At 71.4% G+C, this 21145-nt stretch carries 19 protein-coding genes and 3 tRNA genes; 8 read left to right on the forward strand and 14 right to left on the reverse strand.

Features of this window, described 5'->3' with window-relative positions:
• Positions 1–35 precede the first annotated feature (35 nt).
• The 3 genes from AC57BS_RS22200 to AC57BS_RS22210 are packed head-to-tail and all read left to right on the forward strand — an operon-like array spanning position 36 to position 2747.
• Positions 36–470: a hypothetical protein gene (locus AC57BS_RS22200; protein ID WP_496413621.1), complete on the forward strand. Its 435-nt coding sequence runs from the start codon at positions 36–38 to the stop codon at positions 468–470.
• A 1-nt stretch (position 471) separates the two neighbouring features.
• The gene (locus AC57BS_RS22205) at positions 472–1422 is read left to right on the forward strand and encodes a hypothetical protein (protein ID WP_496413622.1); all 951 of its coding nucleotides are present in this window, start codon (positions 472–474) and stop codon (positions 1420–1422) included.
• Positions 1419–2747: a hypothetical protein gene (locus AC57BS_RS22210; protein WP_496413623.1), complete on the forward strand. Its 1329-nt coding sequence runs from the start codon at positions 1419–1421 to the stop codon at positions 2745–2747. Before AC57BS_RS22205 ends, AC57BS_RS22210 begins: the two co-directional genes overlap by 4 nt.
• Here the strand turns inward: AC57BS_RS22210 and AC57BS_RS22215 are convergent.
• The 3 genes from AC57BS_RS22215 to AC57BS_RS22225 all read right to left on the reverse strand — a co-directional run bounded on the left by AC57BS_RS22215 (position 2732) and on the right by AC57BS_RS22225 (position 5318).
• Positions 2732–4114: a vWA domain-containing protein gene (locus tag AC57BS_RS22215; RefSeq protein ID WP_496413624.1), complete on the reverse strand. Its 1383-nt coding sequence runs from the start codon at positions 4112–4114 to the stop codon at positions 2732–2734. The two genes, AC57BS_RS22210 and AC57BS_RS22215, sit on opposite strands and share 16 nt — an antisense overlap.
• A complete protein-coding gene (locus AC57BS_RS22220; protein ID WP_496413625.1) occupies positions 4111–4986 on the reverse strand; it encodes an AAA family ATPase in 876 nt (291 codons plus the stop codon). The genes AC57BS_RS22215 and AC57BS_RS22220 overlap by 4 nt, the downstream gene beginning before the upstream one ends.
• Before the next feature lie 247 nt (positions 4987–5233).
• A tRNA-Ser gene (locus AC57BS_RS22225) sits at positions 5234–5318 on the reverse strand.
• Positions 5319–5398: 80 nt separating this feature from the next.
• Here AC57BS_RS22225 and AC57BS_RS22230 point away from each other — a divergent pair.
• The 3 genes from AC57BS_RS22230 (at position 5399) to AC57BS_RS22240 (ending at position 6353) form a co-directional block, all read left to right on the forward strand.
• Positions 5399–5860, forward strand: coding sequence for a hypothetical protein (locus AC57BS_RS22230; RefSeq protein WP_496413626.1), 462 nt, complete (start codon positions 5399–5401; stop codon positions 5858–5860).
• A 63-nt stretch (positions 5861–5923) separates the two neighbouring features.
• Positions 5924–6014, forward strand: a tRNA-Ser gene (locus AC57BS_RS22235).
• Between the two features lie 165 nt (positions 6015–6179).
• On the forward strand, positions 6180–6353 hold the full coding sequence (locus AC57BS_RS22240; protein WP_496413627.1) for a hypothetical protein: 174 nt from the start codon (positions 6180–6182) through the stop codon (positions 6351–6353).
• A gap of 183 nt (positions 6354–6536) precedes the next feature.
• On the opposite strand, the gene AC57BS_RS22245 is transcribed toward AC57BS_RS22240, so the two are convergent.
• The 7 genes from AC57BS_RS22245 to AC57BS_RS22275 form a co-directional block, all read right to left on the reverse strand.
• Positions 6537–7538 carry a TrmB family transcriptional regulator gene (locus AC57BS_RS22245; protein ID WP_496413628.1) on the reverse strand — a complete coding sequence of 334 codons (1002 nt, stop codon included), beginning with the start codon at positions 7536–7538 and terminating at the stop codon, positions 6537–6539.
• A 141-nt stretch (positions 7539–7679) separates the two neighbouring features.
• Positions 7680–9527: a phosphoenolpyruvate carboxykinase (GTP) gene (locus AC57BS_RS22250; protein ID WP_496413629.1), complete on the reverse strand. Its 1848-nt coding sequence runs from the start codon at positions 9525–9527 to the stop codon at positions 7680–7682.
• 183 nt (positions 9528–9710) lie between these two features.
• Complete coding sequence (locus AC57BS_RS22255) at positions 9711–10613, reverse strand: sulfite exporter TauE/SafE family protein (RefSeq protein WP_496413630.1); 903 nt, start codon at positions 10611–10613, stop codon at positions 9711–9713.
• A 110-nt stretch (positions 10614–10723) separates the two neighbouring features.
• Positions 10724–10951: a hypothetical protein gene (locus AC57BS_RS22260; RefSeq protein WP_496413631.1), complete on the reverse strand. Its 228-nt coding sequence runs from the start codon at positions 10949–10951 to the stop codon at positions 10724–10726.
• 1 nt (position 10952) lies between these two features.
• A complete protein-coding gene (locus AC57BS_RS22265) occupies positions 10953–12380 on the reverse strand; it encodes a glycosyltransferase family 2 protein (RefSeq protein WP_496413632.1) in 1428 nt (475 codons plus the stop codon).
• 43 nt (positions 12381–12423) lie between these two features.
• Positions 12424–14676, reverse strand: coding sequence for a putative bifunctional diguanylate cyclase/phosphodiesterase (locus AC57BS_RS22270; RefSeq protein ID WP_496413633.1), 2253 nt, complete (start codon positions 14674–14676; stop codon positions 12424–12426).
• Positions 14677–14716: 40 nt separating this feature from the next.
• Positions 14717–16555, reverse strand: a complete 1839-nt coding sequence (locus tag AC57BS_RS22275) for a phosphoenolpyruvate carboxykinase (GTP) (RefSeq protein WP_496413634.1) — start codon at positions 16553–16555, stop codon at positions 14717–14719.
• Positions 16556–16761: 206 nt separating this feature from the next.
• Between AC57BS_RS22275 and AC57BS_RS22280 the strand changes: the two genes are divergently transcribed.
• Positions 16762–16834, forward strand: a tRNA-Arg gene (locus AC57BS_RS22280).
• A gap of 4 nt (positions 16835–16838) precedes the next feature.
• On the opposite strand, the gene AC57BS_RS22285 is transcribed toward AC57BS_RS22280, so the two are convergent.
• Together AC57BS_RS22285 and AC57BS_RS22290 are read right to left on the reverse strand one after the other, a co-directional pair.
• Entirely contained in the window at positions 16839–17033 is a 195-nt protein-coding gene (locus AC57BS_RS22285) for a hypothetical protein (protein WP_496413635.1), read from the reverse strand.
• Positions 17034–17158: 125 nt separating this feature from the next.
• On the reverse strand, positions 17159–19447 hold the full coding sequence (locus tag AC57BS_RS22290; protein ID WP_496413636.1) for an aryl-sulfate sulfotransferase: 2289 nt from the start codon (positions 19445–19447) through the stop codon (positions 17159–17161).
• 88 nt (positions 19448–19535) lie between these two features.
• Between AC57BS_RS22290 and AC57BS_RS22295 the strand changes: the two genes are divergently transcribed.
• Positions 19536–19835: a helix-turn-helix domain-containing protein gene (locus AC57BS_RS22295; protein ID WP_496413637.1), complete on the forward strand. Its 300-nt coding sequence runs from the start codon at positions 19536–19538 to the stop codon at positions 19833–19835.
• A gap of 1 nt (position 19836) precedes the next feature.
• On the opposite strand, the gene AC57BS_RS22300 is transcribed toward AC57BS_RS22295, so the two are convergent.
• Together AC57BS_RS22300 and AC57BS_RS22305 are read right to left on the reverse strand one after the other, a co-directional pair.
• Positions 19837–20439: a ClpP family protease gene (locus AC57BS_RS22300; protein WP_129456257.1), complete on the reverse strand. Its 603-nt coding sequence runs from the start codon at positions 20437–20439 to the stop codon at positions 19837–19839.
• Positions 20436–21050 (reverse strand): ClpP family protease, encoded by a 615-nt coding sequence (locus tag AC57BS_RS22305; protein ID WP_496413638.1) that lies wholly within the window; start codon positions 21048–21050, stop codon positions 20436–20438. Before AC57BS_RS22305 ends, AC57BS_RS22300 begins: the two co-directional genes overlap by 4 nt.
• Positions 21051–21145: the final 95 nt, after the last annotated feature.

The raw sequence follows: 21145 nt of genomic DNA on the forward strand, positions 1-21145 counted from the left end.
CCGGGTAGGCAGCCACGGACGAAAGGGTGTGATCGATGTACGGCGACACCGCCGCGGGGCGCAAGCGCGTCGCGCAGCTGCGCGAGCAGGGTGGCGACATCCGCGCCCTCGCCGCCCGTCTCGTCGCGCAGGCCGAGGCCGTCCCGTGGCATGGCAAGGCGGCCGACGCCATGCGTGAGCGCATCAAGGAGCGTGCCGACCACCTCCGCGCCGCCGCCGGGCACCACGAGACCGCAGCCGACTCCCTGGCCCGCCACCTGCAGGAGGTCGACACGCTCAAGGAGGCGATCGACGTCCGCGCGCACAAGGCCGGCACGCTCGTCGAGGATGCCCGTACGCGCGCCAGCGAGGCAGCCGGCCCGGACGCGTCCCCCTCCGGGACCGACCCGACCGACGCCGCCCTGCTGGCCTTCGACCCTCCGCCCGCCGGTCACAAGGACTGGCTGACCGTCACTCTCCCGGGGCTCTGACATGGTGACCATCGACCTGACCACGCCGCCCGCGCCGCCGACCAGCTTGCTGGACGGCATGGCCCGGCGCCTGGCCCTCACCCTGCCCGAGCTGCGGCTCGTGGCCGAGCTCGCCGGCGGCGCGCCCCTGCCGTTCGACGTGCTGCCCGACGCCGACGAGGCCAGCAGCGCCGGTTCGCTGTCGGGTCGCCTCGGCCAGGGTCGCGGTGCCGTCGAGGACACCGCCTACTCCGACGCGCTCAGCACGCTGCACGACCCCGACGAGACGCTGCGGCGCCGCGGCCTCGTGACCGACGACGGCGCCGACCCGGGCGTCGTGGGCGCGGTCGGCCTGCTGGCGACGCCCCGGCTCGCGCTCGACATCGACGTCGCCGCGGGCGCGACCCAGGTGAAGGCCTGGCATCGCCAGGCCGGCAGCGCCGTCGCGAGCCTGTCCACGTGCGACGGCATCGTCTTCGAGCTCGCCTGGTTCCCCGTCGAGCAGTGGACCACCGAGCTCGCCCGCGTCACCGCCCCTCCGGAGGACCTGCCCATCGGCCCCTCCCACGTGCCGCAGGTCCTCGACGTCCCCTACGCCCTCGCCGACGCCGTCGGGGAGGCCCTGCGGTCGGGCCGCTCCGACCTCGTCCCGGTGCTGGTCGGCCAGTCGGGGGGCGCGGTCGTCGCCGACGGCGACGAGCTCGGTGACGCCGAGGCTGCCGCCGCCGTGTCGGCGGTGCACGCCGAGAGCCGCGGGCGCATGCGCATCCTCGCCGCCGAGGTCTCCGACCGCGCCACGACGTCGGTCGGCGTCGTGTCGTGGGTGCTGCTCAAGGACGGCTGGCACTCCCTGACCCCCCGCCACGACGACGTCGCCCGCGTCGCCGTCGTACGGGTGGACCCCGACGACCTGGCCACCGAGCTCGCGCCCGTGCTGGCCCAGGTCGCCCTCCGAGAGGAGCCGTCGTCATGAGCGACCTCGACATCCCCCGCACCCACGACGCCGACGCCCCGGAGGACGCATCGGCGAGCGTCGCCGCCGACAAGTACGACCAGATGCTGGCGCTGGCCGACCTCTTCGACTCCTCGGGCAACGAGATGCGCACCCGGGCCCGGCTCGGCACCGAGATCCTCGGCGACGACGACGTGGTGGACTCCGGCGAGCTGTCGAAGGCGACGTGGGGCCAGGCGGAGGAGGACATCCGCGCCGCCACCACCGGCAAGCACGGACTCCTCACCCGGTCCGTCGAGCTCGACGCGGACGCCCTCGTCGTCCGCGCGACGGTCCTGACCTACCGCTGGATCGACGAGCTCCAGGAGGCCGCCTACAAGACCCTCGGCTCCATCGCCGGTCGCGCCATCGGCTACCTCGCACCCGAGGTCGCCCTCGGCGGCGCGATCGTGAGTGCCGGCCTCATCGAGACCGACACGCTCGACCGCGACGGCGTCACCGCCTACCTCAACGAGCTCGCCGAGAACAACCCCGACCTGATGGACCACCTCTCCGGCGGCGGTGGTCTGCTCGACGGCCTGCACATGCGCTCGCTGCTCACCGCGGGCGTGCTGGCCTCCGACCAGGCCAGCCACGCCGCGCGCGGCGGCCTGCGCGCGATCGGCGTCGAGCCGTTCGGCACCGACGCCATCTCCGCCTTCCGCGACTCCGCCGGCTCCTTCGTCGAGGCCAGCCAGCCCGAGGCCGAGGTCGGCACCCACTCCGGCGCCGCGCCGCGCTCGCTGGAGGAGCTGATGGCCAACCTGCTGGCCGAGGACCGACGGATCAGCGTGCAACGGGTCGGCACCGGTCGCTACATCGCCTACCTGCCCGGCACGCTCGGCCACGAGCCCGGGCGCCTGCGTCTCGTCGGTGCCGACCCGACGACCTCGACGGACCACGTCATCCGCGCGATCGAGCAGGCCGTCACCGAGGACGACGCCCGGGTGATGCTCGTCGGCTCGGCCGCGGGGGGCACGATCGCCGCCGAGATCGCCGCGACCGCCACGTCCGACCGCTTCGTCGTCGACCAGGTCGTCACGGCCGGCGCCCCGTCGGCCCAGGTCCCGCGCATCCCCGAGGCCACCCGCGTGCTGTCGCTGGAGGACCGCTCCGACCCCGTCGCGCTGCTCGGCTCGCTGATCAACGCCCGGACCGCCAACCGGCTCACGGTCGTCTTCGACGGCGGCGAGGCGGAGGGCACGCCCCTCTACGTCGCCGGGGCGAAGGCGGCCGACACCGCGGAGCACCCCGAGCTGCGCGCCGAGATCACCCGGATGCAGGACCTCGGCTACCTGGCCGGGTGAGGCTGGACGACCTCGTGCACGAACTCGCCGAGCTGGGCGAGGTTGCGGCACTCGATCATCGGCACCACCTCGCCGTACCGGTCGGCCGCGCTGTCCCCCGTGCCCCAGTGGCGCGGGTGCTCCGGGTTGAGCCACCAGGCGTGCCGCGCGCGGCCGGCGAGGTCCGCCAGGACGGGCAGGGCGAGGTCGCTGTAGTTGGACCGCCCGTCGCCCAGCACGAGCAGGGACGACCGCGGCCCGATCGCGTCGCCGTGCTCCTCGGCGAAGCGGGTCAGCGCCCTGCCGTAGTTGGTGCGTCCCCACAGCGCCGCCTGCGAGATGCTCGCCGCCAGTGACTCCATCACCTCGACCACGTCGGCGCCGGGCCGGAAGGTGTCGCTCACCTCGACGACGTCGTCGACGAAGGTGAAGGCACGGACGCCGCTGAAGGCCTCCCGCAACGCGAACACCAGCATGAGGGTGAACTGCGCGAAGTTGGCGACCGAGCCGCTCACGTCGCACAGCACCACCAAGTCGGTGCGGTGCGGCCGCCTGGGCCTGTGGTGGGTCTCGAGGGGCACCCCGCCCGTCGCGATCGAGGCGCGGACGGTGCGGCGTACGTCGAGGGGTCCGCGTCGCCGCGCGTGCTGCTCCTTGGTGAGCCGGGCCGCGAGCCGGCGAGCGAGGGGATAGATCTCGCGCCGCATCTCCTCGAGGTCGCTGCGCCGGGCCGCGGTGAAGTCGAGGCGGTCGATGGTCGGGCGGACCGTCACGCCGGCCACGTGCTCGGGGCCCTTCTCCTCCGCGATCCGCCGGCGGGCGTCCCCCTCGACGAGTCGGGTGAAGTCGCCGATGCGTCGCCCCGCGGTCCGCTCGGCCTGGTCGGGATCCATCCCGTCGGCCAGGAGCCCGCGCACCAGGCGCTCCATCAGCTCGCCCGGCGAGACCCGCTGGAGCGACGTGTAGGCCGACCAGCTCGACAGGCCCGGCCCCCGGCCCGGCATCGCGCCGAACCGCGCCACCGCCTCGACCGCGAGGTCCTGCAGCGCCTGCACGTCGCCGGCGGCCAGGGCGTCGGCGAGCGCCTCCCGGAAGCGTTCCAGCTGCGGACCGGTGTCCTGCGGGCCGGCGACCGGCTCGAGCCCGTCCCCGGCGACCCCGCTGCCGATGAGCCGCGGGAACCAGATGTCGAAGACGGCGTCGAAGGTGACCCGCTGGGGCTGCCGCTTCACCAGGGTCGCGGCGTACGCGGCGCGTACGGTCTCGCGGTCGTGCCACTGCACCTTCTCGAGCGCGCTGATGGCGTCGAGACCCTCGGCGAGCGACACCGACAGCCCGGCGGAGCGCAGCGCCTCCACGAAGCCGATGTGGGTGTCGAGCAGAGTCATGAGAGGGCCAGCTTGAGCTCCTTGACGGCCCGCTGCTGGTCGGAGGCGTGCTTGAGCACGACCCCCAGAGTGCGGGCGACAGTGGCCTCGTCCAGGTCGCCGATCTCCAGGGCGACCAGCGTGCGGGCCCAGTCGACCGACTCCGCGATCGACGGCGCCTTCTTGAGCTCGAGCTCGCGCAGGCGTACGACGACGTCGACGAGCTGGGCGACGACCCGGTCGTCGAGGCCGGGGACCTGGCTGGTGACGATCGCCCGCTCGCGCTCGGCGTCGGGATAGCCGAGGTGCAGGAACAGGCAGCGACGCTTCACCGCCTCCGAGAGCTCGCGGCTGGCGTTGGAGGTGAGCACGACGAAGGGACGCCGCGTGGCGCTGACCGTGCCGAGCTCGGGGATGGTGACCTGGAAGTCGCTGAGCACCTCGAGCAGCAGGCCCTCGACCTCGACGTCGGTCTTGTCGACCTCGTCGACCAGCAGGACCGTCGGCTCGTCGCGCCGGATGGCGCTGAGCAGCGGCCGGGTGAGCAGGAACTCCTCGGTGAAGATGTCGTCGTGCGTCTCGCTCCAGGTGGCGTCGTGGCCCTGGGACGACTGGATGCGCAGCAGCTGCTTCTTGTAGTTCCACTCGTAGAGAGCGCGCGCCTCGTCGAGCCCCTCGTAGCACTGCAGCCGCACCAGCTCCGCGCCCGTCGCCCGCGCCACCGCCTTGGCCAGCTCGGTCTTGCCGACCCCGGCCGGGCCCTCGACCAGCAGCGGCTTCTCCAGCGCGCCCGCGAGGTAGGCCGTGAGCGCCGTCGCGTCGTCGGTGAGGTAGCCGGCCTCGCGCAGGCGGGTGGTCGCGTCGTCGGCGGAGGCGAACCAGGTCGTCGTCACGGGTCGAGCCTACGGCCCGCCCACCGGGCGGTTGGTGCCCGTCCGGGCCGCTGACCGGGCGGTTCGTGCCCGTCCGGGCCGCTGACCGGGCGGTTCGTGCCCGTCCGGGCTGAGGTGCAAGCAGCCCCTGCTGAGGCCTTCGCTGCGCGAAGGCCTCAGCAGCCGCCACACCCGTCCGACGCCCCCGCGGGTCGCTTCGCTGAGGTTCAAGATGCCTCTGCGGAGCCTTCGCTTCGCTCATGCTCTGCAGAGGGGGCGGGATTCGAACCCGCGGTAGGTCTCCCTACGACCGCTTTCAAGGCGGTTCCGATCGGCCGCTCCGGCACCCCTCCTCGTACGGCGCCGGGGCGCCGCACACCGCGGGACTCTACCCAACCGGGCCGACCGCACCTGCGCGTGATGAAATCTCGGCGTGACGACCGAGCCAGCCACCGTCCACCGCCTCGCCCCGGCCATCGCCGCGCGCCTGCTGGGCGTCGTGCTGGTCGCCGTCGCCGCGTTGATCCTGGTAAGCACGCTGGCGATCGCGGTCCTCGACCTGCACACCGTGTTCCTGCTGGTGCCCGTGCTCCTCACGGTGGTGCTGCTGACCGCGACCTGGTGGACCTGGCGGCAGAAGGGCTGGGTCGTGCGGCTCACCGCCGAGGGCTACCGGGTGCAATGGGTACGCGGGGTCGGCGCGGCCACAGGCCGCTGGAAGGACGTCGAGGACGCCGTCACCACCACGATCGCCGACGCACCCGTCGTCGTGCTGCGCCTGCGTGACGGCCGCACCACAACGATCCCCGTCGAGATGCTCGCGGTCGACCGCGAGGCATTCGTGCGTGACATCCAGGAGCACCTCCAGCGCGGCCACGGCCTGCGCAAGTGGTGACCTGATTCGGCGCGGACCCGCCGCGCCTTGTAACCTTCTGTGCGCCCGGCACTCGACGGGCATGGAGGCGTCGCCTAGTCCGGTCTATGGCGCCCGCCTGCTAAGCGGGTTTGGGGCTAAAACCCCATCGAGGGTTCAAATCCCTCCGCCTCCGCCCCGATCGGCCCCCTCTCGCGGGAGGGGGCCGACATCGGTCCCCCGCCTGCATTTGCAGGAACCTGCAATGCACAGACCTGCAGTCGCATCGGCGCGACGTGGCTGCGGAGGTGGGAGACAATCATCTGGTCATCCCCTGTGACACAACCTGAGGTGAAGAGCAATGACCCCTGTACGCCGCATCGCCGCCGCCGCCCTCGTGGCCGCGCTCGGGCTCGGATTCGTCGGCATCGGGGCCGGCCCTGCCAACGCCGACACCACGTGGGGCTACAAGGTCAAGGGCGCCAGCACGCAGTCCATGGACACCACGTGGGGCTACAAGAAGAACTTCCGCTGATCGGACGTGCCATGATGTGCACGCAGTGAAAGTGCCGGGACCCGGACCCCTCAACCCCCCACGAGTTTGGTCCGGCAGCCTCCCCCACAGGCGAGTCCCGGCAGCGAGGGCAGCAGCTTTTCGGAGCTGCTGCCCTCGTCCCTTTTCTCCGACCGGCCGGCGTGACGGCGGGCGACGCCGCCGTCAGTCGGCCGTGGCGTCGGTCTCGCGGCCGGAGATGCCGCGCTTGCCCATCTCGTAGCCGAGCTGGAAGCGCGTCTCCACCTCGAACTCGTTCTTCAGGTCGGCGACGTAGGCGGCGTAGGTACGCGGGCTGACCCCGAGGCGCTTGGCGCCGGCCGGGTCCGCACGCCCCTCGAGGAGCATCCGGATCGTCATCGCACGCTGCTCGGCGGCGATGTCGCGCATCAGCGAGGTCTCGCTGCTCGTGAACGGCCTGGCGCGCTCCCAGTGGCGCTCGAACATGTCGACGAGGTAGCCCACCATGGACGGCTCGCTGATCACCATGGCGACGTTGAGGCCTTGGTGGCTGGGGATGATGGCGATCCGGCGGTCGACCACGATCAGACGGTTGAAGAACTCGTCGAGCGTGCGGACCTCGGCCCCCTCGGCGGTCACCGCGGAGACGTACTTGCGGGTGTCGGCGCCGCGCCGTGCCGCGTGCTGGTAGAGCGTACGCATCTTGACCCCGCGCCGGAGGGCGGCGATCTCGCGGGCACCGGCCTCGCCGAGCTGCTTGACGCCTCGCCGGTCCTGGGGCTGTGCGGTGAGCAGCTCCTCCTCGGCGTCACTCACCATCGACGCGAGGAAGTGGGCGATGGTCTCACCGCGGATCTCCGCGAACGGCCCGCCGACGGCGCTCGGCGAGCGCCGCCACGCGTGCGACAGCGTGATGAACGCCTGGGCCCAGTGGGCCGACTCGGCGATCAGCTCGGCGCCCCGCTGGCCGAGCGGGGCCACCACCTGCGCCTGGACGGCCGCCGGGTCCACGGCGCGCCACGTGAGGCCGTCGTCGCTGCGGGACACCAAACCGACGTCGACGAGCAGCTCGAAGGCGGCGTGCAGCTCGCCCCGCGCCGCGATGCGCCTGTCCGTCGCGTCGATGCCCCCGGAGGCGACGATCTCCTCGTAGAGGGGAGTCGACTGCTCCTCGAAGACGATCCGCTCCTGCTGCCCCAGGGGCATGGCACATCCTCTCGCTCCTCCGACGTCCCCGTCGGGAGGATGGTGCCACATGCGCCGACGTCACCCGGCCACGAAATCCGCAGGACCCGCCCCTCCTCGTACGACCGGAGGGGCGGGTCCTGGCACGTGACGTGCCGGCGATCAGGCGCCGAGGCGTGCCTTCAGGGTGTCGAGCTCGCTCCAGAGCACGGCGGGGAGGTCGTCGCCGAACTTCGCGAACCACTCCTCGATCTGCGGCAGCTCGGCCTTCCACTCCTCCGCGTCGACGGCGAGGGCCTGCGCGAGCTCGTCCTCGGACAGGTCGAGCCCGTCGATGTCGAGCGACCCCGGCGCGGGGACGTGACCGATCGGGGTCTCGACCGCGGCCGCCTGGCCGTCGATGCGCTCGATGACCCACTTGAGCACGCGGCTGTTCTCGCCGAAGCCCGGCCACAGGAAGCCGCCGTCGTCACCGCGGCGGAACCAGTTGACGTAGAAGATCTTCGGCAGCTTGGCGGCGTCGTTGTCCTTGCCGATGCCGACCCAGTGGCCGAAGTAGTCGCCGGCGTTGTAGCCGATGAACGGCAGCATCGCCATCGGGTCGCGGCGCACCACGCCGACCGCGCCGACCGCGGCAGCGGTGGTCTCGGAGGAGAGGGTGGCGCCCATGAAGGTGCCGTGGTTCCAGTCGCGGGCCTCGGTCACCAGCGGGATCGTGGTCTTGCGACGGCCACCGAAGAGGATCGCGTCGATCGGCACGCCGCGCGGGTCGTCGTACTCGTCGGCGAGGATCGAGCACTGCTTGATCGGGGTGCAGTAGCGGCTGTTGGCGTGGCTGGACAGCTCGCCGGTCTCCTCGGCCAGCTCCGGGGTCCAGCGCTCGCCCTTCCAGCTGGTGGCCTCGGCCGGCGTGTTCTCCAGGCCCTCCCACCAGACGTTGCCGTCGGGGGTGAGCGCCACGTTGGTGAAGACCGAGTTGCCCTTGCGGATGGTCTCCATCGCGTGGGGGTTGGTGTGCTCGTTGGTGCCGGGAGCCACGCCGAAGAAGCCGAACTCGGGGTTGACCGCCCACAGGCGGCCGTCCTCACCGATGCGCATCCAGGCGATGTCGTCGCCGATGGCCTCGACCTTCCAGCCGGGGATCGTCGGCTTGAGCATGGCCAGGTTGGTCTTGCCGCACGCACTCGGGAAGGCGGCGGCGACGTACTTGGTGACGCCCTGGGGCGAGGTGAGCTTGAGGATCAGCATGTGCTCGGCGAGCCAGCCCTCGTCGCGCGCCATCACCGAGGCGATGCGCAGCGCGTAGCACTTCTTGCCGAGCAGGGCGTTGCCGCCGTAGCCGGAGCCGAAGCTCCAGATCATCCGCTCCTCGGGGAACTGCACGATGTACTTGGTGTCGTTGCACGGCCACGCGACGTCGGCCTGGCCGGGCTCGAGCGGCATGCCGACGGAGTGGAGGGCGGGGACCCACTGGGGGTCGTCACCGGCGGCCTCGAGCTCCTCGATCCGACGCAGCACGTCGGTGCCCATGCGAGCCATCACGCGCATCGAGACGGTGACGTAGGCGGAGTCGGTGATCTCGATGCCGAACATCGGCTGCTCGGCGTCGAGGTGACCCATCACGAACGGGATGACGTACATCGTGCGGCCGCGCATGCACCCGGCGTAGAGCCCGCGCATGAGCTCCTTCATCTTCTCCGGGTCCATCCAGTTGTTGGTGGGTCCGGCGTCGCGCTCGGCGACCGAGCAGATGTAGGTGCGGTCCTCGACGCGGGCCACGTCGGTGGGGTCGGAGGCCGCGTGGAACGAGTTGGGCATGACCTCGGGGTTGAGGCGGGTGAACGTCCCGCTCGCCTCGAGGGAGGCGGTGAGCTGCGCCCACTCCTCGTCGGAGCCGGTGCACCACTGGATCGAGGCGGGCTGGGTCAGCTCGGCGACCTCGGTGACCCAGGCGAGGATGCCCGAGTGGGTGGTCGGCGGGGTCGTCTGGGTGTCGATCGTTGCGGTCATGACCGTTTCCTTCAGCGTGCGTAGCGGCTGGTTCGCGCGGCCTCGTTGTCGGCGACTTGCGGGGACGCTAGCCCGAGTGAATGGCCGCACATATTGGATCGATCACAGACGTGTGACGCGGGTCTCGCTACCTTCCGGTACGCCGACTTCCGTCGATTCCCGGCAGAAGAAACGCCGGCCGGGTCAGGCCACGACGCTCTCGCGCGTCCCCGCGAGCTCGGCGGTGTCGGCCTTGTGGGCGCGCCACGAGTGGCTCACTGCGAGGCCCCAGACCGCGGCGATCGTGAGGTAGAGGCCGATGGCGACTGCGCCGGGCACGGTGACCAGGTCGGCGTTGACGAGCGTACGGGTGTTGGTCAGCACGATCAGGCCACCGACCAGGGAGCCGAGCATCCGCGCCGGGATGACCTTGACCAGCATGGCGGCGAAGGGAGCCACGACCACGCCACCGATCAGCAGGCCGACGACGATCTGCCACTGGATGCCGGCGAAGCCGAGGGCGGCGAGGAAGCCGACCGAGGCGGCGAGGGTGACCACGAACTCCGAGGTGCTGACCGAGCCGATGACCTTGCGGGGCTCCATCCGGCCGTTGGCGAGCAACGCCGGAGTGCCGATGGGGCCCCAGCCGCCGCCCGCGGTCGCGTCGACGAAGCCGGCCACGCCGCCGAGCGGCACCAGGAACCTGCGTCCGACCGGCTGGCCGACGCGGCTGGAGTCGAAGCCCTTCACCGTGAAGCGCACCAGGAGGTAGGAGCCGAGGGCGAGCAGCAGCACGGACATGACGACCTTGGCCAGGTCGACCGGCATGTTGACGAGCAGCGTGGCGCCGACGAACGCGCCGATCGCGCCCGGGAGCGCGATCGTGCGGACGACGCGCCAGTCGACGTTGCCGAAGGAGTGGTGGGCGATGCCCGACGCCGCGGTCGTGCCGAGCTGGGCGAGCTGCACCATCGCCGAGGCCATCGCCGGGTTGGTGCCGATCATGAGCAGCAGGGTGGTCGAGGTGACGCCGTACGCCATCCCGAGGCTGCCGTCGACGAGCTGGGCGGCGACGCCCACGAGGGCGAACATGACGAGCTTCTGCACGGTGACTCCTCCGCAGGGAACAGGACGATGTCACCAAAGTACAGTGAGTTGATAGGCATTACCTAATCACTCGCCGGAGTGTCCTTTCGTAGGGGCGAGAGCGCTCGGCGTCAGATCGGTGCGTCCGGGTCGATGCTGCGCGTCTCCGAGCGTCGGTTGCGGGCGCTGAGGTGGTCGCGCAGGTAGAGCTTCGGCAGGATCTTCGCCACGGCGAGGGTCACGTAGACGATCGTGTTGATCGCCACGAAGGCCGCGAGGACGGCGATGAGCTCGTTGCGGAGGATGCTGTCGGGGAGCAGGACGCCCATCGGCACGACTGCTGCGGTGAGAGTGACCACCTCAGACTCCCGTCCGTGCACCGGAGTCGGGCTGGACGATGTGCTTCCAGTCCGCCTCGCGGGCCAGCGTGAGGTCCCAGATGCCCTTGACGTAGACGACGTTGAGGAACATCGCGTAGAAGAGCTCCGGGAAGAGCGAGAGCGCGAGCAGCCGGGCCTTCCAGCCCCCGCGCCACACGGTGACCACGCGCTCGAGGGTGAAGACCAGGCCGATGCCGATCCAGAACGGGAACCACACCCAGGTCGACGTCGCCAGCACCATCAGGACGATGAGGAGCAGGTAGGAGCCCAGCGCGATGACGCCGTAGCCGATGCCGAGCTGCTGCATCCAGTAGCGGAAGGTCTGGGGGCGCAGGCCGTACGCACCGAGGTTCTCGAGCGCACCGCGCTGCCACCGCAGGCGCTGGGCCCACAGCGCGCTCCACGACGGCATCACCTCGGTGACGACCGTGCACTCGCGTGGGGAGACCATGAGCGCGCCGAGGGTCTTGAGCGCGATGGTCAGCTCGTTGTCCTCGGTGAGGGCGACCGTGTCGTAGACGTCGCCGGGAACGCCGGGCAGGATCTTGCCGCGCTCCTCGGCGACCGCCCTCAGCGCGCGCGGCCGGAACACCGACGCCGTGCCGGTCAGCACGAAGACGCGGCCGCGACGGCGGCGCAGGTCGCGCTGGTAGCGGGTGTACTCGTTGCGCTGGAACTGCCCGATCAGGCCCAGGCCGTCCTCCCCGTAGAAGAGGCCGCCGACCGCCATCAGTGCGCGGTCGTCGGTGAGCCGCCGGGTCGCCCCCGCAAGGAACCCCGGGTCCAGCGTGGTATCGGCGTCCATCACCATCACGCAGTCGTTGTCACCCTGGCCCGGCAGGATCTCGCGCAGCGCCTGGTTGAGGCCGCCGGCCTTCTTGTGCCGGTTGTCCACGGTCTCGAACACCTCGACGCCCGCCTCGCGAGCCAGCCGTACGGTGCCGTCGGTGCAGTTGTCGGCGACGACCACGACCCGCGTCGGCGGCGGTGACTGCGCGAGGAGCGAGTCGAGGGTCTGGGAGATGCAGCCCTCCTCGTTGTGGGCCGGGATGAGGACGGTGATGGTGACGGGTCCGGCGTACTGGCCACGGGTCTCGGCCATGACCAGCTTCGGGGCCAGCGGCATCCGGTTGCCGTCCTCGCTGCGACGCGCCCGGGTCAGCAGGCGACGCTCGAGGCCGGCCACGGCTGCGGCCAGCAGCAGGGCCACGCCCACCGCGGCGAGCAGCACCCGGGGGGACGGCATCTCGGTGTCGTAGAAGACGCGCCAGATGCCGAAGAGGACGCCCTCGTCCGGGGAGCGGCCGACATCAGGGTCGCTGGAGGCCACGGCCACCCACAGCGCCACCGCACCCAGCGCAGCCGTGCCGATGATCGCCAGTCCCACTGATCGCTGCAGCCACTGCATGTCGTCCCCGAGCCTCCTTGGATCCACGGCAGGTCCGCCGCGGTCAGTCGTGCGATGCCGTCCCGACGACAGCCGGCAGGAACTGCTCCACGAACTCGTCGTAGGGCACCGGCCTGCCGATCAGGTAGCCCTGGGCGAAGTCGACGCCCTCCTCGCGGCACACGTCGAGGATCTGGGGGTCCGACACGAACTCGGCGACGGTCCGCTTGCCGAGGTCGCGGGCGATGCCGACGATCGAACGCATGATGGTGCGGTCGACCGCCGACTCGTGGACGTGCGCGACGAACTCGCCGTCGATCTTCACGTAGTCGAAGAACAGGTGCTTGAGGTAGTAGAACGACCCGAACCCCGCGCCGAAGTCGTCGAGCGCGAAGGCGCACCCGAGGTCGGTCATCCGCGCGGCGAAGTCGCGGGCGAGGGCCACGTCGGCCACCGCGGCGGTCTCGGTGATCTCCAGGATGAGCGCCGAGGGATCGACGTCGTGCCGGGCGAGCGAGTCGACGATCGATCGCTCGATCTCGGGGTTGCCGATGGAGTGACCCGACAGGTTGACCTCCAGCTCGAAGTGGGGGTCGTGGTCGCGACGCAGGCGGGCGAGCAACTCGAGGCTGTGGTCGACCACCCAGGCGTCGACCTGGGGCATCAGCCCGACCCGTTCGGCGATGTAGACGAACCGTGACGGCGGGACGAGCTCGTCGTCGTCGCGCAGCCGGAGGAGCACCTCGGCCGAGCTGATCCGTCCGTCGGAGATGTCCATGATCGGCTGGAGGTGCAGCTCGAAGCGGTCGTGCTCGAGGGCGTCCTCGATGCGGCTCTGCCACTGCAGGCGTGCGGCTGCCCGCGGGCCACGGGTGTCGCCCTCCGGGAGGATCGCGGCCTGGTTGCGGCCGGCCTCCTTGGCGTCGTACATCGTCATGTCGGCGAGGGCGAGGATGTCGGCGGCGTGCTCGGATGCCGCCTGGAAGGTGACCGCGCCGATGCTCGCGGTGACCCGGCGCGCCACGCCGTCGAGGGTCGAGGCGTGGGCGCCGATGCGCTCGACGACGAGGTCGGCCACCCGCTGGGCGGCTGCCTGGTCGCCGTCGGTGAGCAGGATCGCGAACTCGTCGCCGCCCAGGCGCGCCACGACGTCGGTGTTGCGGATGGACCGCCGCAGCAGCCCGGAGATGTTGACGAGCAGCTCGTCGCCGGCGTTGTGCCCGAGCGAGTCATTGACCTGCTTGAAGTTGTCGAGGTCGAGCAGCAGCAGGGCCCCGGCCGGGCCGTGGCGCCGGCACCGGTCGAGGTGGCGCTGCAGCTCGGTGTCGAAGCGTCGCCGGTTCGCCAGGCCGGTGAGGACGTCGTGGTCGGCGAGGTGGGCGAGCCGGTCGAGGTAGCGCCGACGGTCGGACATGTCGACGACGTTGACCATGACGATCTGGCCCATCTCGGGATCTGCCACGACGGTGCTGCTGAGTGCCACGTGGACGTCGTTGCCGCCCGAGTCGCGCAGCAGGCACTCGGCGTCGAGGGAGTCACCGCGGTTGGACATCAGGCGGCCCAGGTGGTCCTGGATGCGGTCCTCCCCGGGCGTCTCGAAGGCGCCGAGGGTGTGCCCGACCATCTCCGGCGGCTCGAGTCCGAGCAGGACCGCCATCGACACGTTGACTCGGATGATCGAGCCCTGGGAGTCGAGGAGCGCCACCCCGTGCGGAGCGTCGTCGAAGAGCCGCTCGACCCGCTCGCTGGCCGTTCGTGCGCGCCGGGTCTGCCGCGCGAGGTCGCGGACGATGCGCTGGAGCATCGGGGCGATGACGACGGCGACCGCACCCCACATGAGGGCTCGACGCCAGTCACCCACGACGTAGGCGGGCGGACCGATGAACACGGCCGGGATCACGAGGGTGGCGACGGACAGGCCGCTCGCGATCCAGAGCTGACGCGGGGTGCCGGTGATCGCCAGCCACAGGATCGGCAGCAGGAGCAGCACCGTCATGCCCGAGGACGAGCCTCCGGACCCCGCCCCGGCGGCGTCGTTGACGAGGCCGGCGAAGGGGAAGAGCAGGTAGGCGGCCAGCGGGTCCAGCCAGGTCCGCTCACTGCGGCGCCGGCTCGCCACGAAGACCAGCGCGGAGGACACCAGGGCGAGGGCGGCCAGACCGACCACCCACCAAGGTCGCTCGTAGGGCGGCAGGAGGACGGTGAACAGGCCGAGCGCGGCCACGATGCCGAACGGCCAGGCGAGCGCGGGCGTGCCGCGCCGCAGGTCGGGGCGGCCGGACCCTCGTGCGGGGGTCTCCGAGACAGGACGTCGCACCCGACCACCCTAGTGGCGGTCGGGTCACGACGGGGCCTGATCAGTCCTCGGCGTCGAGGTCGGCGGCCACCCGGCGGTGCGCCTCCCAGATCTCCTCGGGCATCCGCTCGAACTGGGTGAGGTGCTCCTCACGGAAGCCCATCTCCTGCTGCCAGCGCTCCTTGTCGATGGTGAGGATGCGCTCGAGGTCCGCGACCGGGACGTCCATGCCCGTGAGGTCCAGCTCCTCCTCGGTCGGGATGATGCCGACCGCCGTACGGCGTCCGCCGACCTCGCCGTTCTTGAGCTGGAGCAGCCAGAGCAGCGGGCGCAGGTTGTCGCGGTAGCCCGGCCACAGGAAGTGGCCGTCCTCGGGGTCCTTCTGGAACCAGTTGACGTGGGCGAAGATCGGCTGCTCCTTCGCCGCACCGACGACGTCGAGGTAGTGGCGCGCGTAGTCGCCCTCGCCGTAGGCCATGAACGGACGGTTCGACATCGGGTCGTAGCGCAGCTGGCCGTCGACGCCCTCGGCGGCGAAGGTCGCCTCGGCTCCCAGGGTCAGCCCGTCGTACACGCCCTCGGCGAGGTCGGTGATCGCGCGGATCAGCGGCTCGCGGTCGCGCGTACGGCCTCCGAAGATGATCGCGTCGATCGGCACCCCCGCCGGCGCGTCGTAGTCGGGCGCGATGTTGGGCACGTTGTCGAGCGTCGTGGTGAAGCGGCTGTTGGGGTGCGCCCAAGCGGCGGTGTCGTTGTCCTTGCGGTCGGCCAGTGGGGCGCCGGTCCAGTCGAGCCAGCCCTTGACGTTGGTCGGCGGCTTCGGCGTGCGGCCCTCCCACCAGACCTCGCCGGTGGTCGGGTTGTAGGCGACGTTGGTGAAGATCGCCTGCGTGCCCTCCTCGATGGAGGCCAGTGCGTTGGGGTTGGTCGTCTCGTTGGTGTCCTTGGCGACGCCGAACACGCCGTACTCCGGGTTCATCCCCATCAGCCGGCCGGACTCCTCGTCGACCCAGAGCCACGCGATGTCGTCGCCGTAGAACGACACGTGGTAGCGGTCGCCGAGCGCCTCCGGCGCCGCCATCATCGCCAGGTTGGTCTTGCCGGAGGCGCTGGGGAAGCCACCGCAGACGTGGTAGGTCCGGCCCGTCTCCTTGTCGTGGATGCCGATGAGCATGTACTGCTCGGCGAGGAACTTCCTGCTCGCCCAGCCGTCGTACGCCCCCTGCCGCAGGCCGTGCGCGATCTTGCCGAGCAGCGCGTTGCCGCCGTAGGAGGAGCCGAAGTGCAGGATGGTGCGCTCGTCGGCGACGGTGACGAAGTAGCGCTGGTCGTCGGGCGTGCCCTGCCCGAGGTGCTCGAGGTCGCCGGTGACGTGGACCGCACGGACGAAGGAGTCCGGGTCCTCGAGGTCGTTGACGAACTGCACGCCGACGCGCGCCATGCGGATCATGTGGAGCACGACGGTGCGGGTGTCGGTCAGCTCGACGCCGGCCGCCCACGGCTCGAGCGGGTTGCCGGCCGGGGCCATCAGGTAGGGGATGACGTACATCGTCTTGCCCTCGGACGCGCCGCGCATCCGGTCGTGGAGCATCGGCTTCATCTCCGAGGCCGGACGCCAGTTGTTGTAGACGCCCCTGTCCTTCTCGTCGTTGGTCGCGACGATCGTGCGCTCCTCGGAGCGAGCGGTGTCCTTGTAGTAGCTGCGGGAGTAGTAGCGGCCCTCGCCGGCCCGCTGGAGCTCGCCGGCGGCGACCGCCTCCTCGAGCAGCCGCGCGTCGTCGGAGGCGTTGACCACCTCGACGTGCTCCGCGCCGGTCAGCTCGGCGTACTCCTTGACGAACTCACGGACCTGCGGGTTGGTCAGCCCGGCTTCGTCCAGGACTGCCTCGAGATCTGCCATCGCGCTGCCTCTCGTCTGTGCGGCGGTGCCTCGCCGCGGTGCGGGTGCTAGGCACACTAGGGCACCGTGAAGGGCTGCGGCGGGGGCCAGAGGTCCCGAGTGCGCGACGAAGGTCCCAGCCGCGCTCCGGTCCCTGATTTCGCTCGTCCTGAGTACGTCGGCTATCCTCGTCCAGTCCTCGCAGGCCGGTCGGCCCGCTCGGACGGGCGCCTGTAGCTCAACGGATAGAGCATCTGACTACGGATCAGAAGGTTTGGGGTTCGAATCCCTACAGGCGCGCAGGTCACACAGCCCGGTCGTTCCGACCGGGCTGTTCTGCGTCCGGGCCGGCGTGGCGCGCGGTGAAGCCGCGCAGCTCGCGGTTGGCACCGATCAGGAACGCGCCCATGCCGATGACGACGAACACCGCCATCACCAGGAGCATGAGCGCGAAGACGGCGGGTGGCCAGTCGTGCTGGATGTACTGGTCGGTGGACATGGGGACCTCCTGGGCTCGTCGGTGTCACCCACGATGGCCCCGTGCGCGCGGTTGCGGCAGGTCCGGAGGACCCCTCGCTAGTGGGCCGGATGGCCCGTCGGCGTCTGGCCGATCGCAGGCTTCGATCAGCGTTGCCCACCGCGGACCCGGACCACCGTCTGCACCGCGTCGTCCAGGTCGGGCCGGCCCGGGACGACGGCACCCACCCGGATCCTCAGCCTGTCACCGGACCGGGCTGCTTCTCGCCGGAAGACCTTCACCCGCAGCACGACCTGCTCGCCCGCAGCCATCTCCTCGAGCCGGAGGCGCCCCCGGCGTACCTGGCGGGTGACGTCCTCCGAGCCCACGAAGTAACGCACCCGGACGGCACGGTTGCCAGAAGTGCCCCGCACCCGGAGGTCGGTCGCCGTGCCGCCGTCGTTCTGCAGGCGCACCCGCACCGTCCTGCTCGCCCGGCGCAGCGTGGTCCGCACCCGCTGGCGCCCGGCGTACTGCCCGTCGCCGACCCACGACCCGCCCGGGGCGCGCACCACGGCGTCCGGCCGTGCTGGGTCCGCGGGAGCCTGAGGAGCGGGCGGGACGGACGGAGGTCCGGAGACCGTGTAGCCACGGGTCACGACGGTGCGGTTCCCGGCGCCGTCGACGGCGACCACCTGCAGCGTCAGCGGTCCCGACCGGCTGGTGTCCAGCAGGCCGGAGGTCGCCGTGCTGGTGCACTCCCGCAGGGAGGAGCCGCCCCGGTCCCGGCACTGCTGGGCGACCCGCACTGTGCTGCCCAGGTCGAGCACCGAGCCGTCGGCGGGTGCCTCGAGGAGAACGGTGGGGTCGATGGCGTCGGCGACCTGGTGCTTGACCGCGCGATAGCTGAAGTAGGGCGTGGACAGGCCGTGGCTGCGGTCGTCCTCGAGCTGCCACACCACCTCGTCGGTCACGGCCTCGACCTCGGTGACCATGGCCTTCCTCGCCGAGGCCCAGCTGATCAGGGTGTTGCCGTTGTCGAGCCGGGTGACGCCGCCCGCGAACAGGGCGAACCACTCGGCACCGCCGTCGACCGGGTGCGTGTAGTCCCACACCAGGCGCGCGGTCCCGGCCTCGGCGTCCAGGTCGTACTCCGTGATCCGGGTGAACTGGCGACCGACGGGTTCACCGGCCGGGTCCGCCGGGTCCGGGCACATCGCGGCGTCGTTGAAGAGGCCGTTGGTCGGCGAGGGCGATCCGTTGTCGAAGATCAGGATGTTGCCGTTGGCCAGCTGGCTCGCCGTGTGCTGGGCGCACGGACCGGCGTAGGGGTCGTCGACGAAGTCGAAGTCGCTGAACTTGCCGCCGAGGCGCCAGACGACGTCGCCGAAGTCCCTGCCGTCGACGCGGTCCTCGGCGTCCGACCAGGCGATCTTGACCACCGAGCTGGTGTGCCGGAAGGAGAGCAGCAGGTTCTGGCCGCCGTCCACCAGCTCCCAGCTGTTGATGTGCGCGTAGTCCAGACGCATGGTCTCCGCGCCCGTGGTGGGATTGGTGACGAACGGGTTCATGGTGTCGGTGGCGGCGATCGCGGCGTCCCTGGCAGGCCCGGTGAGCGTCGGGTCGACCGGCGCGAAGTGGTCTGCGGAGTTCCAGGTGCGCACCACCTCGCCGGCGGCATCCACTTCCTGGAGCACGGCGTCCTGCCGGTCGTGGTTGGCCGGGTCGCGCTCGTACGCCGCCATGATCCGACTGCCGTCCTCGCGGAGGATGGCGTCGTGGGCGTCCGTGGTCAGGCCGATGTTGCGTACCTCCCGGACCGGCTCGAAGGCCTCGTCCAGCTGGACCAGCCGGGAGCCGGCAGCGTCGCCGCTGACGTCGTCGCGGAAGACGGTGTAGCCACCGAAGCCGGTGGGCTTGAGGTCCTGGGAGGCGGAGTCGCGGTTGGCGTGCACGAAGACAGGGACGCCGCGCGCGTCGACCGCCGCCTCGTAGGTGTCGCTGTCGTTGGCGAACCGGTTGGGGGTGATCAGCACGTGCCCCGGCGTCGCTCGCGACGACGCGACGGGCGTCGTCAGCGCGGGGAACCCGTGCGGCAGGTAGACCACCGCGTGGACCGACCGGCCGGCCGCGTCGTCGATGAAGACGGCCACCTCGTCGCCGTCCTCGAGGCCGGTGACGGTGGCTGTCCCGTCCGGGTCGGGCGCCCCGTCGATCCAGATCCGGCCCGCCGGGTCCGTGGTGGTGGCCGTGATCGTCAGGCTCCCGGCGGTCTCCGGGGTGGTGGTGGCGGCGTAGCGCTCCACGTCGGGGTCGAACGCCGGGTAGGTCGCGACACCGGTGCCGGAGACCACCAGCGTGTGGTCGGGTGCAGCGGCCGCGGTCGCCGCGGTGTGCAGCGGGGTCGCCGCAACCGCGGTGGAGAGGAGCAGGAGCGGCAGCGCGGTCCGGATCACGCTCGACACTAACCCGCTCAGACACCCGTCGTTCTGCTGTCAGCAGAACCGGTGGGCGGCAGCCCACCGGGCTGGCTAGGTTCGGTCCATGGGCGAGATCCTGCGGTTCCCCGATCGACCGGCCGGCGAGGCGGTCGAGGCGCCCGAGCCCCTGTGGCGCGAGCTCGTCGGCCGAGAGCTGCACCGCGAGCGTACGGAGCGCGGCGAGCGACTGGTCGACGTCGCCGGGCGGGCGGGCGTCTCGATGCAGTACCTCTCCGAGGTCGAGCGCGGGCTCAAGGACCCGTCGTCGGAGATGCTCCACGCCATCGCCGGCGCTCTCGACCTGGGCGTACGCGAGCTCGCCACCCGAGTCGCCCGGCCCGACGCCCTGGCGCTCGCCGCCTGACTCACGCCAGCGCCGGCACCTGCTCGCGCAGGACGGTGTCGACGATCCCGTGGTCGACGGCGGCCTGCCCCGGGAGGACGAGCGTGCGGTCGGTGTCCTGCCGGACCTGCTCGGTCGTGCGCCCCGTGTGCTCGGCGAGGATCTCCTCGAGCACCAGCCGGACCCGGGCGACCTCGTCGGCCTCGAGGATGAGGTCCGGGACCGTGCCGCGGCCCTGGGTCGCGGGCTGGTGGAGCACCACCCGCCCGTGCGGCAGGATCGCCCGGCTGCCGGGCGCTCCGCCGGCGAGCAGCACGGCCGCGGTCCACGCCGCCTGGCCCACGCACACGGTCTCGACCCGGGGCTTCACGAACTGCATGGCGTCGTAGATCGCGAGGCTCGCCGAGATCGAGCCGCCCGGTGAGTTGATGTAGAGGCTGAGCGGCAGCTCGGGGTTCTCCGAGGCGAGGTGCAGCATCTGCGCGATCACGGCGTTGGCCACGCCGTCGTCGATCTCGGTGCCGAGGTAGACGATGCGCTCGGACAGCAGCCGGGAGTAGAGGTCGAGGGTGCGCTCACCGCGCGGGGTCTGCTGGACCACGTACGGGATCGGGTAGCCGCTCATCGCGCACCCGCCAGACCGAGCGCGTGCGACCGCCCGGGCGCGACGTGGTCGATGCTGCTGACCAGCTGGTCGACGAACCCGTACGCGAGCGCCTGCTCGGCGCTGAACCACCGGTCGCGGCGGGAGTCGCGCTCGACGGTGTCGCGGTCCTGGCCGGTGTGCTCGGCGATGAGGCCGAGGACGGTGTCGCGCGTGTGCCGTAGGTCGTCGGCCTGGATCTCGATGTCGACGGCAGTCCCGCCGATGCCTGCGGAGCCCTGGTGGAGGAGGACGCGGGCGTGCGGGAGCGCGTACCTCTTGCCGGGCGTGCCCGCGGAGAGGAGGAACTGCCCGGCGCTGGCCGCCATGCCCATGGCGATCGTGCTGACGTCGTTGGGGACCAGGCGCATCACGTCGTGGATGGCCAGCATCGCCGAGACGGACCCGCCCGGCGAGTTGATCCAGAGGCTGATGTCGGCGCGGGGGTCCTCGGCGGAGAGCAGCAGCAGCTGGTGCATCAGCCGGTTGCCGTTGCGCTCGCCGAGCTCCTCCCCCAGCACGATGATGCGTTGGTGCATGAGGCGGCGGACGAGCTCGTCCTCGATGCGGTCCGGGGTGGTGTGGGTGGTCATGGCCCCCACAGTGACGCCGCTCGGGCCGGCACCACAGGGCGTTCTGCCCGGGGCGGATCCGCCTGCAGCGGAGAGCAGGAGTCCGTGCCTAGGGT

Source organism: Nocardioides sp. BGA-UO-ETr-FS32 (assembly GCF_059567905.1).